The organism is Arthrobacter sp. MDT2-16, from assembly GCF_054510925.1.
The window spans coordinates 640,361-652,757 of the sequence record NZ_JBTNDP010000001.1; the positions used below are offsets into that span (position 1 = coordinate 640,361).

Genomic DNA, 12,397 nt, shown 5'->3' on the forward strand with positions numbered 1-12,397 from the left:
CAGTGTCCCTCCGCGTCCACGAACAGGTTCCCATGATCACCAGACTGTCCCCCTCCGAAGACTTCCCGGAAGACCTCCGGGATCTCGACCTGCCCGAGGTCGAGGTGCTGAACAGCAAGATCCACCGTGAACTCGACCACGAGTACGCCCAGGACGGCGAGCCGTCCTTGGAGACGGAGATCCGGCACGAGGAATTGACCGAGGAGCTCGATCGCCGCGACCAGGAGACCGGGCCTGCTTCGAAGCGTCCCGAGGTCTCCGAGTCGGACCGCCGCTCCTCCTGACCTTCCGCGGCCGCAGGCGAAGAAGCGTAAATCCCCCCTCGCTCCCGCCACCGCGGTGGTCTAGATTCGAAGGCATCGCAATCCACCGATTGGAGAACGGCATGAAGAACAAACTTGTTTTCACGGCGGGAATGGCCGCCGGCTACGTCCTCGGGACGCGGGCCGGCCGGGAAAGCTACGAACAGCTCCGGGCAAAGGCGCAGAAGCTGTGGAACGACCCGAAGGTGCAGGACAAGGTCTCCTCGACCACCGGAACCCTCAAGAGCAAGGCGCCGGCCGTCCAGGAATCCCTGAAGGGCGTCCTGAAGAAGGGCGGCTCGGGGGCTTCCGGCGGCTCCGGCGCTGCAGACGGCGCGAAGGCGCCCAACAAGACCGGCAAGGACGTCGGCGCGAGCGGGGACCTCCCCCTGGACGTGCCTCCGGTCGTGACCGCGATGGACACCGGGAGCGCCGACGTCACGGGCGTCAGCGGCACCACCGGCCCGAGCGGCGGCGATCCGCGCCAGGTGGAGGACACCCCGTTCGAGGCGCAGGACGATGACACCCGCCCCGACCTGAAGGGGTAGGAGTGCGGGATGAGGGAAAGGCCCCGGTCCGCCGGGGCCTTTCCCGTGTCCGGGCCTCCTGTGCCGAGTAGCGGAACCTGCCGGGAGAGGCGGGACATGCTCCTCCGGGCCGACCCGGCAGTCCGTCAGACGCCCTCGCTCACCACGTCATCGGCGTCGAGGCACGCCTTGCAGTCCGCGTCGACGAGCAGGGCGTTGACCGCGACAGCCACGCGGTAGGCGTCGCCGGCCGCCGGGACCAGCTGGGCGGCGGGGTCCGCCGCGTTGCCCACGGCCCATACCCCATCCACCGTGGTCCGTCCGACCTCGTCGGTGACCACGCAACCGTCGTCGCGCATCTCGCACCCGAGGTCGTCGATCAGCGGCAGGGCCGCATCGGCTCCGGGCTCGCAGAACACCGCCGTGCAGGGGACCAGGGTGCCGTCGTCGAGCTGGACGCCGCGCAGGGTCCGTGGTGCGTCGTCATCGGCCGGTTCCAGGGCCAGGCCCTGCACACGGCCCTCGACGACCCGGACGCCGCGCGTGCGCAGGCTCCGGGCGTCGTCGTCGGACAGCGGTTCCAGCATGTGCGGGAAGAACGTGACGTCCTCGGACCACTGGCGCACCAGGAGCGCCTGGTGCAGGGAGGTCGAGGAGGACCCGAGCACGCCGAGGGGCTGGTCCCGGACCTCCCATCCGTGGCAGTACGGGCATTGCAGCAGGCCCCGCCCCCACGCTTCCCTCGCCCCGGGGATGTCGGGGAGGACGTCGCGGAGACCCGTGGCCAGGACGAGGTGCCGCCCCTGCACCGAGACGCCGTCGGCGGTGGTGACGGACCAGCCCTCCGGGACCTCCCGCGCGTTCCCGGCGCTGCCGTCGACGAAGTCCACACCGTACGGCTCGAGGTCCTCACGCGCCAGCGCGACCAGCCGCTCGGGTGCCGTGCCGTCCCGCGTGATGAATCCGTAGGCCGCATCGGCCGGAGCGTTGCGCGGCGTCCCGGCGTCGATGATCACCACGTTCCGCCTGGCCCGTCCGAGGACGAGTGCGGCGCTCAGGCCAGACACTCCCCCGCCCACGATCACGACGTCGTACGTTCCCTGCGTCTCCATCCCTCCATCCGACCATGTGGCGGCTACGGGCTGCGGCATCAGATTGTCCTTGCCATCGGGCGATCGCCCCTGTGCCTCACCGGCCGTCGGACGAGAGACCCAGTGACGCGACGAGCGAGGCGAAGCGCTCGTTCCCGGCGAGATCCTCGACGAGGACGGCCCGGCCGTCGGCGTCGGCGAGCGGGATCCGCCAGTTGGGGTACTCGTTGTTGGTGCCGGGCTGGTTCTGGGTGCGACGTTCCCCGACGGCGTCCGCGAGCGCGACGCCCAGCAGCACCGAGGGGGTCTGCGCGATGAAGGCGTGGAGCGCCTCCACGGTCCGCGGGACGTCCTGCGTGCCCTCCGGCAACAGACCGCGCTCGCGCAGGAGGGCGAGGAACTTGTCCTGGACGGCGCGGTCCTCGGCCTGCTCCTCGGCCACAGGACGGCTGAGCAGACCGAGCCTCTCACGGAGCACCACGTGCTCCCCGGCGAGGTACCCGGCGCTCGGCGGGAGGTCGTGCACCGTCACGGTCGTCAGGCAGCCCTTGCGGTAGGCCTCGGGAGCCAGCGGGCCGTCCTCGTCCTGCTCGAACCAGAGGATCGAGGTGCCGAAGACACCGCGCTCGGCCAGGTACTCCTGCACGCCCGGCTCGAAGACACCGAGGTCCTCGCCGACGACGACGGCGCCTGCCCGCTCGGCCTCCAGGACCAGGATGCCGATCAGCGCCCGGTGGTCGTAGTACACGTACGCCCCGGCGCCCGGCGCTGCGCCCTGCGGGATCCACCACAGGCGGAACAGCCCGAGGATGTGGTCCACGCGGATGCCGCCGGCATGGCGCAGGATGTTGCGCAGCATGTCGCGGAACGCCCCGTACCCGGACGCGGCGAGGCGTTCCGGATGCCATGGCGGCTGGCTCCAGTCCTGGCCGTGCTGGTTGAACATGTCCGGCGGAGCGCCCACGCTGATACCCGACGCGAGCACGTGCTGCAGGGCCCAGGCATCGGCACCGCTGGGGTGCACGCCCACCGCGAGGTCGTGCACCACGCCGATGGGCATCCCGGCACCGGTGGCCTCGAGCTGGGCCTCCTGCAGCTGCTCGTCCAGGAGCCACTGCAGCCACTCGTGGAACTCGATCCGCGCCGCATGACGCTCCGCGTACTGCAGGGCACCCGGCGAGCCTGGACGGCCGACGTCGTCCCATTCCGGTGCGCCGGGCGGGTATGTCTCGGCGAGCGCCGACCACAGCGCGAAGTCGGTCAGCCCCTGCCCCTGGTGGGCGCGGTACGCGTCGAAGTCGTGCTGGCGCTGCTCGGCGCGCTTCACGGCGAAGACGAGCCCGAGCGCCTCGAGCTTCGCGGCATAGGACGAGTCGCGGTCCAGCATGTCGGTGGCCGTGTTCGCCTCCGTGAACCCGGCGGCGAGCGCACCGACGCGCGCGCGGTCGGCGTCGTCCAGCCGTGCGTATTCGGGGATGTCCTCGATGCGCAGGTAGAGGGGGTGGAAGTAGCGGCGCGTCGTAGGCAGGTAGGGGGACGGTTCCACCGGCGGGACGGGCTCGGCCGCGTGCAGGGGGTTCACCAGGACGAAGCCCCCGCCGTGTTCCGCGGCGGCCTGTGCCAGCTGCCCGAGGTCGGAGAGGTCACCGATGCCCCACGATGCCGAGGAGCGGACGGAGTAGAGCTGCGCCATGAGGCCCCAGGTGCGGGAACTCATGAGCGCCGCCGTCGTGCTCAGCCGGTCCGGCGTGACCACGAAGGTGGAGGAGGTCTCCATACCGCCGATACGGGCGTGGACGGTGTGCCAGCCGAGGGGCAGGGCATGCGGGAGGGTGCCCTGCCGCCGTTCGACGTCGTGCCCGTCGATGCTGCGGGTGTCGGTGGCCTCACCGACCGTCCCCGTGTAGTGCACGCCGTCCTCGTCGACCGCCCAGAACTCCACGTCCGCTCCGGCGGGTACGTGGAGGACCACGGGTTCCACGTCGCTCTCACGCACCACGACGACGGCGGGCAGCACCGAGCGCCAGGGTCCGTCCTCGACGTCCCTCCGCGCGGAGTCGATCGCCGTGTCGGACGAGGCATCGACGCCGAGCGCCGCGAGGACGGTGACGAGGGTCTCCGGCGCCACGCGGGCGGGTTCGCCGTCCCATCCCTTGAAGGTGGTACCCACCCGGTGCGCCTCGGCGAGTTGCTCGAGGGGCGTGGGCGCCACCGGTTCTGCTTCTTCGTGCTGCGTCGTGTCGGCCATGGTCCCAATCTAGGCGGGCATCGGGGGGCGTTGCATCCGCTGCCGCCCTCCACCGGCGATTTGACGGGCCTAGCGGGGCGCCGGGCGCAGCCGGCAGCCCTGCCATCGGCGCACAACCCGGCGCACGGCCCGCCGGCTGGGGCACCGCCTGCGGTGGCACTGTGGGCCCATTGCTTGTTTCCTCGAGTACGTGGTCCCTGCGGAGAGTGGCGGGCCGGGTAGTGCATCGGGACGTTCCGCGAGGGCGCGGGATGGGACGAGGGCTGAGGCCCTACCAGGTGTCCTTCGTGTAGGTGCTGTTCAACCGGGCGATCAGGAGTCCGAGCTTCTCCACGTCCTCCGGGTTCCAGCTGCGCATCAGCGCGGTGAAGGCCGAGCGCCTGCCGGTCTGGGCCGCGGTGAGTTGCTGCTGTCCGAGCGGGGTCAGCAGGACGCGCTGGGAGCGCGCGTCGGACGGGTCGAGCTGGCGGCTGACGAGACCCAGCCGCTCCAGGCCGGCGAGCTGCCTGCTCACGGACGGCTTCCCCACACCGATGCTCGTCGCGATGTCCGTCGCCCGCAGGGACCCCTCCCGCTGCAGCAGCATCAGGATGCCGTACGCGGCCGGTTCCATCTCCGGGTGCACGTTCTTCGCGAGCGCGTGCGATGTGGTCCGCTCACGCCGCCACAGCACACTCGTCTGCTCCTCCAGCACCTCGATGGCGTGGTCGAAATCGACGCCGTCAGCCCCTCTCGATGCATTCATGGAGGAAGCGTACAGACGCCGGTGGGCTCCGGAGCCATACTCGTGGGGAAGTTCTCAAAGTCGAGTATTCAGGGCAGTGAATGCGTGCTCACGTAGTCCCGATGCATCGCGGTCTGGGTCAGCGCGGACAGCAGCTGGAACCCGTGCAGTCCGTCCCACCCGGCGGTCCAGGTCAGGCGCGACGCGATGTCCCAGATGGTCGGCTCGTCCAGGACCGACGCCACCTCCCGCGCACGCTCCAGCTGGTGGTCGGCGCACTCGGCGGCCCGCTGCCCGAGCCCGGTGAAGCGGTAGCCGTGTCCCGGCGCCGCCTCGTAGTGGCCGTAGGGGCGCAGGGCGTCCACCGAGGAGAGGTAGTCGGCCAGGGGGTTCGACGGCGTCGCTCCCCCGAGTCCCAGGCCCGGGAAGACCGTGGGCAGCACATGGTCCCCGGTGAGGAGGAGCCCGCGGTCGTCGTCCCGCAGGCAGAGGTGGCCGGCCGTGTGGCCGGGCGTGGCCATGACCGACACGCGGAACCCGGCGATCGGCAGGAGGTCCCCGTCGGCCAGCTCCCGGTCGACCGCCAGCACCAGTCCTGCGGGAGACCGGTCCACGTGCTGGATCAGTTCGTCGCGGCGCTCCTCCGGGACACCCCATGCACGGAGCCGTTCGACGGCCTCGTCGGGGTCGAGAGTCCGGGTGTCGTGCTGTTCGAGCGCCCGGCGCTCCACGGCATGCATCGCCAGCTGCGCCCCGGACGCCGCGCGGAGCCTGGCCGCCATGCCCACATGGTCCGGATGCAGGTGCGTCCCGGTGATACCGGTGACGGCGTCGGTTCCTGGCGCGCCGGTTCCCGACCTGCCGGGGACGATCTCGCCGAGCGCTGCGACGAGGCGGTCCCAGTTCTCGTCCGAGTCCCACCCGGGGTCGATGACGTGGACGCCGCCATCGGCGCCCAGGAGCAGGTAGGTGAAGGAGTAGGCGAGGTGACCGCCCGGCATCGGTTGTGCGAGGGCCCAGACGTCGTCGCGCACACGCTCCAGGGGCGGGAGTTCACCGCGGGCGAGGGCGTCCATCGGTCGGGTACTGGTGGGGTGCATGCGTCCTCCCGGGTGTCTTCTCCCACCGTAGCGGTCGCAGCAGTCCTGCCGGCCGAACGGCATCGATGCCACCACAGCCGGCGAAGGAGCCGACGCGGGATCCGGGTTCCCGATCTTCCGCATGGCATGCAGGTGGTGCCGCCGAGTGTGCCCTATGGTGGACGAGACCATTGAGGGGACCTTCTGCATGACATGCAACGGCTGCGCGACATCTTCGAAACTCGACCTTGATTTCAGCATGGCCTTCCAGCCCATCTACGACGCCGTCGATGAGCGCGTGTGGGGCTATGAGGCGCTGGTCAGGGGCTTGGCGGGCGAGGGGGCATTCCACGTCCTCTCACGGATCCTGCCGGAGCAGAAGTACCGCTTCGACCAGGACTGCCGGGTCAAGGCGATCGAGCTGGCGTCGCGCCTGTTCCCTGCGGGCGAAGAACTGAAGCTGTCGATCAACTTCATGCCGAATGCGGTGTACGAACCGGCCGCATGCCTCCGGGCGACACTGCTCGCGGCCGGGCGATGCAGCTTCCCGACATCGTCGATCATGTTCGAGTTCACCGAGAACGAGCAGGTCGCGGACACCGCCCACCTCACGAACATCATCACGGAGTACCGCAAGCACGGCTTCACCACCGCGATCGACGACTTCGGCGCCGGTCACGCAGGACTGGGGCTCCTGGTCGAGTTCCAGCCGGACCTGCTCAAGATCGACATGAAGCTCGTTCGAGGAATCGATGGCAGTCCTGCCCGCCAGGCCGTCGTCACCGGCATCCTCGGCATCGCCGGGACGCTCGGCATCACCGTGCTCGCCGAAGGCATCGAGACGGAGGCGGAGTTCCTGTTCCTGAAGGCAGCCGGTGTCCGCCTGTTCCAGGGGTACTGGTTCGCGAAGCCGGCTTTCGAGGAACTCCCCGAGGTACGTTTCGGGTCTGTTCCCGGCATCGGCGCAGTCGCCTAGCAGGGCGCGCCGACCTCGTCCGGCCGCGAGTCCGGTCCACCACGCCACGGGTGCGTTCCTCTTCATCCGATACCGGACCCCGGTATGGGCCGGCCTCACCGTACAGCCTGTGCCACCGATGAGGGAGCTGCTCTGCCCCGAACGTCACCAACGGAAACGGCGCGGGACGCGGGTCAGCGCCTGAGGCTCGAGACGCTCTCATCTCCGCCGAGGAGCTCCCCGCTACTGATGAGGTGGTCGACGACCTTCCGGAGTTTCGTGTTGGTCCGCTGGCTGGCCACCGACAGGGCGATGAAGGCCTGCGGGCCGCTGATCCTGTGCCGTTCCATCAGGATGCCCTTGGCCTGGCCGATGAGGTCCCTGGAGTCCACCGCTTCCCTGAGCTGCCGGGATTCCTCCGCCTCGGCGAACGCGACGGCGGCATGGGAGGCGACCAGCAGGCCGATGTTCTCCGATTCGTCGGTGAAGGCATCCGCCTCGTACGAGTAGAGGTTCAGGGCACCGAGATCATCGCCGGTCACCCAGATCTGGACCGAGAGCATGCCGCGGGCGCCGGCCTCGCTGGCGCGGCGGGCGAACAGGGGCCAGCGGTCTTCGGTTGCCATGTCCGGGACGCGGACCGTGCGGTGTTCGTACGCCGCCTCCAGGCATGGGCCCTCGTTCGTCTCCATCTGGAGCGCGTCGATGCGCTTGGGAAGATCACTCGAGGGGGCGCGGGAACCGATGTTCTTGCGGCCCTGGACCACGCTGACCGAGCCCTCGTCGGCTCCCGGAACCAGCTCCAGGGCTGCGCGGACGAAGCCTGCGAGGATGGCGTCCCCGTCCGGCTCCTGCTGCAGCGACCGGGCGAGTTCCGCCAATTCGGTGGCGAGATCGCGTTCCCGCTCCACTCCGCCATGGTGGGAGGACGGCAAACCCCGGCCCACGGCCGGCTGCCCGCTCATCGGTCGCCCGCCGAAGCCATCGCATCGTCGCCGGCTGCTACTTCCTGCGGTGAAGGCCTCTGCTCGCTCATCCCGCCAGTGTGCCAGACAGTTCGTCATAGAGCGGAGTGTCGAGCTGTGAGGCACGACAGGTTGCACACCTCCATGTCGGCGCCACCACGCACTACCGGGTCGCTGGACAGGCACGCCATCGTGGAGCCTGCCCCGACGGTGCCCCACACCGCACCCCTGGCCCTGTAGTCGATGCGGACGACAGGATGGCCGGGGTGTCCCTCGCCGGCTGGTCTGCCGCGCCGGACATCGGTCGGGCGCACATCAGCGACCTTGGCGGGCGGTCAGGACGCGTGCGGGCAACCCGTGAGCCAGCGGAGAGCGTTGTCCTGGTGCTGGAAGTACCTGGTGGGATAGGGCGGATCGTGGACTTCCGTGAAGAAGTCGGCGATGGCCTTGTCGACAGCGGATGGACCGACGATGGCCATGGCTGCGATGTTCAGGTTCTTGGCGAATCTCAGAAGTGCGTTCCGGGTCAGGGTCACCATTCCGTTGAGTTCGACGAGCATCGGCGGGCATACATCCCCGCTGATGGTGTCGGCACGCTCGATGAGAGAGACAGCATCCGCGTCAGCGACGCTCGTGCCGTCGAGCCATTCGATCCACAGCACTCCATCGCGCATCGTCGCGGTGAATGCCTCCACCGTCTCGTGTGGTTGCTTGCTGATCATCGTCCTGCCCCCCCTTGATCGACGTGATCTGTCCATCGTCGCGCATTCCTGGCTCCACGAAGTCATCACGCCGGGTGCGACTGTTGCGGTCAAGGGCTGATGCGGGCATGCCCTGTCCTCCGCCCGACCCGAGTCGACGCGCTCCGGTCGGACGAATCCCTCCCGCAGGTTCAGGTGTTGTCCACCGCGTCTTCCGAAACGGAAGATCCCCCGGCCGCCCTTGACAGCCGCAGGTTTCTGCCAGTTTTCCGCTTTCACTTCTGAAACACCTGTACCACGTACTACGAATATCTAGTCGTCCCGGGATCGACCCAGCCAGCTGTCGCCTCGACCCTGCGACTCCACCGGGCCTCAGGCCATCCGACCCGCAGCACACGTAAGGAAGCATCATGCCCCTCGAGTTCAAGAAGATCGTTGCACTGGCAGCCGTCGGGGCGATGGTCAGTGCCTCCGGTGCTGCGGCGGCCACCGACCTCAAGGCCCCCGACTTCAGAGTTCCGTGCGCCACTACCGACGCGACGTGCCTGGCCCAGCGGCTCACCGCCGTCGAAGCATGGATCGAGGCGAACGACAAGGACGCTTCCGTGCCCGGCCCTGGCCCCAGCGCCACCCCTGGCCCCGGCCCCAGCGCCTCGTCCAGCGCCTCACCCAGCGCCCGCCCGAGTCCTGGCCCTTCACCGATCACGGCACCGGCTACCTGGGACACGTCGATCAGCTACGGGTCGGCAGTTGACGGAAAAGCGACTCCACTCACCGTGTCCGTCACTTCACCCTCGGGGTCACAGGCGAACAGGGTCGTCTACGTGGAGGCATGGCAGAACGATGTCAGGAAGGCGGACGTCTTCCTGGAGGGCCGGGACCTCACTGGAACGACGGCCCAGAACCTCACCCTTCCGGCCCTCCCTGCGGGGGTCTACGAACTCCGGGTCATGGTGTTCGACGGACCTCCCGCGGGCTCGTACGCGTGGGGGGCGATGCGGTTCACCTCGATCGAACAGGACCTCACTGTTGCTGCAGGGTCGGTACCGCCCTCCTCGACCGCGCGCGTCCTGTACGACGGTCCAGGACAGGTGGACCAGTTCTCCGGATACGACATCCTGAAAACCACGCCGACGGCACGCTGGTACACAGGCGGCGCGCCTGAGGAGGCTCAGGCCGATACTCGACAGCAGGTGACTGCGGCGAACGGGAAGGTCGTCAGCCTGCTCGTCTACAACGCACCCATCCGGGACATCGGCAGCTACTCCGCAGGCGGTGCGGCGAACCCCGGCGCCTACAGGGCGTGGATCGACGGCGTTGCTGCTGGAATCGGCACCGCTCCTGTCATCGTCTCCGTGGAGCCGGATGCCCTCGGCCACCTCGGAGAACTCCCCGCCGCCCAGCAGACCGAGCGCGTCGAGTCCATCCGGTACGCGGTACAGAAGCTGAAGGCGAATCCGAACGCGAAGGTCTACGTCGACGCTTCCAACTGGGTCGACCCGGCGGAGATGGCGAACCGCATCAAGCGGAGCATCCCGGCAGGAGTCACCATCGACGGCATCAGTGTGAACGTGTCCGCCTACAACTCGAACGCCTCCATCATCGACTACGGAAACAAGGTCATCTCGGCCGCGGGGCTTCCGTGGAAGATGATCGTGGATACGAGCCGCAACGGGGTCGCCACGGCAACCACGTGGTGCAACCCTTCCGGACAGGGACTGGGCAAGCTCCCGACCCTCACCCCCGGCGTCCAGAATGTCGATGCCTTCCTCTGGCTCAAGGCTCCCGGCGAGTCGGACGGCACCTGCAACGGCGGACCGGGCGCCGGCACGTTCTTCCCCGAACGGGCTCAGGAGCTCATCAGCAACGCCCGGTTCTAGCCCGGGAGAACCGCCGTTCGCCCGACTCCTCGCCCCAGCAGAAGTGGGCCTCCACCCGGGACGGATCGTCTGCGAAGAAGATCGGTGCGCCATGCCACTCGGGTGGCCCCGGGAAGCTCCTCATTCTCAGATGGTAGCTACGAGGCCGTTATCGAAGCCCACCCGTAGGCCGGTCACTTGGCAGGAGTTCGCCGGCCGGGGACACGTCGAACCAGGCGGCCCGGATATGGCTTCTGCGATGTGCCGTGCCGGTCGCCTCCCCTTCCATGTCCCCCAAATCAGCGCCTGCCCACTGCGGATGGGTGAAGTACACAATGGCGGCACGGTCCTCCTGCACCACCACGTCGGCATGGCGTGCCACGACCGGGAGGCCCTCGAAGGTCTCCGGCATCCTGAGGACGAGGCCGTCGTCGCGCTTCTGCCGTTCCCACCCACCCGCACCATCCAGCGACCGGTACACCGCCAGGCCCCGCCACTCGTCGGTGATCATCCAGTACCACCCCCCGAGCACGAAGACCTTCGGGCCCTCGTGCGGTCTCCCGTCGATCACCAGGCCCTCCACTTCCCAGGTCGATGGCAGACACGGAGTAGCCGTCACCGCGGCATAGGTCCGGGATCCCCTCGTCTCGTCCTTGTACCAGAGCCGATACAGGCCGTCGCCGCACCTCGTGACCGCCGCGTCGATGACCCGCTCCGAATCGAGGTCGAGATACGCCTGGAAGGCCCATGCACGCAGGTCGGTACTCGTGTACTGGGCGATTCTCGCCGGACCGGTCCAGTCGGTCCTGTGACCTCCCAGCAGCGTCAGGAACATGACCCAGCGGTCACCGATCCGGACGACATCGGGCGCCCATCGGGTGACCGGCCGCGCCAGGCCCGGTGCATCGAGGCCCTCGACGACGCCCTCGTAGGACCACGTCATCCCTCCGTCGTCCGACCGTGCGACGCCGATCCCGGTTCCGTGAACCCATGCCACACCGTCGAGACCTGATGCCGCGGCGCGGCGCTGCGTGTAGAACATGAGCCACGATCCAGAGGCCGGATCGGCGACCAGGACGGGGTCGGTCGCACCGTCGTGGACAGGGTCGTGGTACGGAAGTGCAAGAAGCCGGTCCGAGAGGGCGGGATGCATCGTCACATGACCCATCCTGTCACCCGGCAACGGGCGTCCGTGCTGAATCGGGAAGGCCGGCAAGGCCATGCAGGTGATGCCCACGCAGGTCACAGGCCCGCGAGGAGCTCCTCCATCTCGGCGATCTCCGCGTTCTGCGTCTCGATGATCATCTCGGCCATCTCGATCGCCTCGGGGTTCTGGCCGTTGTCGATCTCGTCCTGCGCCATGCCGACGGCGCCTTCGTGGTGGGCGGTCATGGACTCCAGGAACAGGCGGGACGCTTCAGTGCCCTCGGCGGACCCGAGTTCGGACATCTGCTCGTCGCTCATCATCCCTTCCATGGACCCGGAGCCGCCCATCGAGTGGCCTTCCATGCCGCCTTCGGGTTCCACGGGCTCGCCCCAGGCTTCCAGCCACCCGGTCATGGTCCCGATCTCGGGGCCCTGGGCGTCCTCGATCTTCGTGGCGAGTGCGGTGATCTCCGGGCTGATGCCGTCCTTGGCGAGCATCATCTCGCTCATCTCCACGGCCTGCTCGTGGTGCGGAATCATCATCCGCGCGAACATCACGTCCGCGTCGTTGTGCTCGGCCATAGCGCCGTCGGACGTGCCCGATGTCGACTCCGTGCTGGTCCCGGTGGTGGCTTCGGCAGTGGCGCTGGAGGCTGCTGCGGAGCTTTCGCCCATGCCCTCCATGCCCTCCATGCTTTCGCCGGAGGACGGGCCGCAGGCGGACAGGGAGATGAGGGCGGCCACGGACAGGAACGCAAGGGAAAGGGAACGCTTCATGGTGGTCAGGTCCTTCATTGCTC

At 68.7% G+C, this 12,397-nt stretch carries 12 protein-coding genes; 4 read left to right on the forward strand and 8 right to left on the reverse strand.

From position 1 onward, the window contains the following. The first annotated feature begins 32 nt into the window (after nucleotides 1–32). Together ACX80N_RS03130 and ACX80N_RS03135 are read left to right on the forward strand one after the other, a co-directional pair. The gene (locus ACX80N_RS03130) at nucleotides 33–284 is read left to right on the forward strand and encodes a hypothetical protein (protein ID WP_170068227.1); all 252 of its coding nucleotides are present in this window, start codon (nucleotides 33–35) and stop codon (nucleotides 282–284) included. A 101-nt stretch (nucleotides 285–385) separates the two neighbouring features. Further along, nucleotides 386–850, forward strand: a complete 465-nt coding sequence (locus tag ACX80N_RS03135; RefSeq protein WP_459338236.1) for a hypothetical protein — start codon at nucleotides 386–388, stop codon at nucleotides 848–850. 125 nt (nucleotides 851–975) lie between these two features. Here ACX80N_RS03135 and ACX80N_RS03140 read toward each other — a convergent pair whose 3' ends face one another. The 4 genes from ACX80N_RS03140 to ACX80N_RS03155 form a co-directional block, all read right to left on the reverse strand. Then, nucleotides 976–1,941 carry an NAD(P)/FAD-dependent oxidoreductase gene (locus ACX80N_RS03140; protein ID WP_459338237.1) on the reverse strand — a complete coding sequence of 322 codons (966 nt, stop codon included), beginning with the start codon at nucleotides 1,939–1,941 and terminating at the stop codon, nucleotides 976–978. 76 nt (nucleotides 1,942–2,017) lie between these two features. Beyond that, a complete protein-coding gene (gene malQ, locus ACX80N_RS03145) occupies nucleotides 2,018–4,168 on the reverse strand; it encodes a 4-alpha-glucanotransferase (protein WP_459338238.1) in 2,151 nt (716 codons plus the stop codon). A gap of 271 nt (nucleotides 4,169–4,439) precedes the next feature. Further along, nucleotides 4,440–4,913: a MarR family winged helix-turn-helix transcriptional regulator gene (locus tag ACX80N_RS03150; RefSeq protein ID WP_105031806.1), complete on the reverse strand. Its 474-nt coding sequence runs from the start codon at nucleotides 4,911–4,913 to the stop codon at nucleotides 4,440–4,442. A gap of 68 nt (nucleotides 4,914–4,981) precedes the next feature. Next, nucleotides 4,982–5,992, reverse strand: a complete 1,011-nt coding sequence (locus ACX80N_RS03155; protein ID WP_459338239.1) for an MBL fold metallo-hydrolase — start codon at nucleotides 5,990–5,992, stop codon at nucleotides 4,982–4,984. Nucleotides 5,993–6,230: 238 nt separating this feature from the next. Here ACX80N_RS03155 and ACX80N_RS03160 point away from each other — a divergent pair, with 238 nt between their 5' ends. Then, the gene (locus ACX80N_RS03160; RefSeq protein ID WP_459338240.1) at nucleotides 6,231–6,947 is read left to right on the forward strand and encodes an EAL domain-containing protein; all 717 of its coding nucleotides are present in this window, start codon (nucleotides 6,231–6,233) and stop codon (nucleotides 6,945–6,947) included. Between the two features lie 173 nt (nucleotides 6,948–7,120). On the opposite strand, the gene ACX80N_RS03165 is transcribed toward ACX80N_RS03160, so the two are convergent. Together ACX80N_RS03165 and ACX80N_RS03170 are read right to left on the reverse strand one after the other, a co-directional pair. Continuing rightward, nucleotides 7,121–7,837: a GAF and ANTAR domain-containing protein gene (locus ACX80N_RS03165; protein WP_459338241.1), complete on the reverse strand. Its 717-nt coding sequence runs from the start codon at nucleotides 7,835–7,837 to the stop codon at nucleotides 7,121–7,123. Between the two features lie 389 nt (nucleotides 7,838–8,226). Next, nucleotides 8,227–8,613 carry a DUF7793 family protein gene (locus ACX80N_RS03170; RefSeq protein WP_459338242.1) on the reverse strand — a complete coding sequence of 129 codons (387 nt, stop codon included), beginning with the start codon at nucleotides 8,611–8,613 and terminating at the stop codon, nucleotides 8,227–8,229. Nucleotides 8,614–9,002: 389 nt separating this feature from the next. Here ACX80N_RS03170 and ACX80N_RS03175 point away from each other — a divergent pair, with 389 nt between their 5' ends. Then, complete coding sequence (locus ACX80N_RS03175; protein ID WP_459338243.1) at nucleotides 9,003–10,472, forward strand: glycoside hydrolase family 6 protein; 1,470 nt, start codon at nucleotides 9,003–9,005, stop codon at nucleotides 10,470–10,472. A 148-nt stretch (nucleotides 10,473–10,620) separates the two neighbouring features. Here the strand turns inward: ACX80N_RS03175 and ACX80N_RS03180 are convergent, their stop codons facing one another. Both ACX80N_RS03180 and ACX80N_RS03185 read right to left on the reverse strand, forming a co-directional pair. Beyond that, on the reverse strand, nucleotides 10,621–11,604 hold the full coding sequence (locus tag ACX80N_RS03180; protein ID WP_459338469.1) for a glycoside hydrolase family protein: 984 nt from the start codon (nucleotides 11,602–11,604) through the stop codon (nucleotides 10,621–10,623). Nucleotides 11,605–11,693: 89 nt separating this feature from the next. Continuing rightward, nucleotides 11,694–12,374, reverse strand: a complete 681-nt coding sequence (locus ACX80N_RS03185; protein ID WP_459338244.1) for a DUF305 domain-containing protein — start codon at nucleotides 12,372–12,374, stop codon at nucleotides 11,694–11,696. Between the last annotated feature and the right edge of the window lie 23 nt (nucleotides 12,375–12,397).

What these genes read in the sequence shown, in the direction of transcription:
- ACX80N_RS03180 (WP_459338469.1), bottom strand. Translation starts at nt 11,604, where the DNA reads ATGCATCCCGCCCTCTCGGACCGGCTTCTTGCACTTCCGTACCACGAC.
- ACX80N_RS03140 (WP_459338237.1), bottom strand. Translation starts at nt 1,941, where the DNA reads ATGGAGACGCAGGGAACGTACGACGTCGTGATCGTGGGCGGGGGAGTG.
- ACX80N_RS03155 (WP_459338239.1), bottom strand. Translation starts at nt 5,992, where the DNA reads ATGCACCCCACCAGTACCCGACCGATGGACGCCCTCGCCCGCGGTGAA.
- ACX80N_RS03135 (WP_459338236.1), top strand. Translation starts at nt 386, where the DNA reads ATGAAGAACAAACTTGTTTTCACGGCGGGAATGGCCGCCGGCTACGTC.
- ACX80N_RS03175 (WP_459338243.1), top strand. Translation starts at nt 9,003, where the DNA reads ATGCCCCTCGAGTTCAAGAAGATCGTTGCACTGGCAGCCGTCGGGGCG.
- ACX80N_RS03170 (WP_459338242.1), bottom strand. Translation starts at nt 8,613, where the DNA reads ATGATCAGCAAGCAACCACACGAGACGGTGGAGGCATTCACCGCGACG.
- ACX80N_RS03130 (WP_170068227.1), top strand. Translation starts at nt 33, where the DNA reads ATGATCACCAGACTGTCCCCCTCCGAAGACTTCCCGGAAGACCTCCGG.
- ACX80N_RS03150 (WP_105031806.1), bottom strand. Translation starts at nt 4,913, where the DNA reads ATGAATGCATCGAGAGGGGCTGACGGCGTCGATTTCGACCACGCCATC.
- ACX80N_RS03160 (WP_459338240.1), top strand. Translation starts at nt 6,231, where the DNA reads ATGGCCTTCCAGCCCATCTACGACGCCGTCGATGAGCGCGTGTGGGGC.
- ACX80N_RS03185 (WP_459338244.1), bottom strand. Translation starts at nt 12,374, where the DNA reads ATGAAGCGTTCCCTTTCCCTTGCGTTCCTGTCCGTGGCCGCCCTCATC.
- malQ (WP_459338238.1), bottom strand. Translation starts at nt 4,168, where the DNA reads ATGGCCGACACGACGCAGCACGAAGAAGCAGAACCGGTGGCGCCCACG.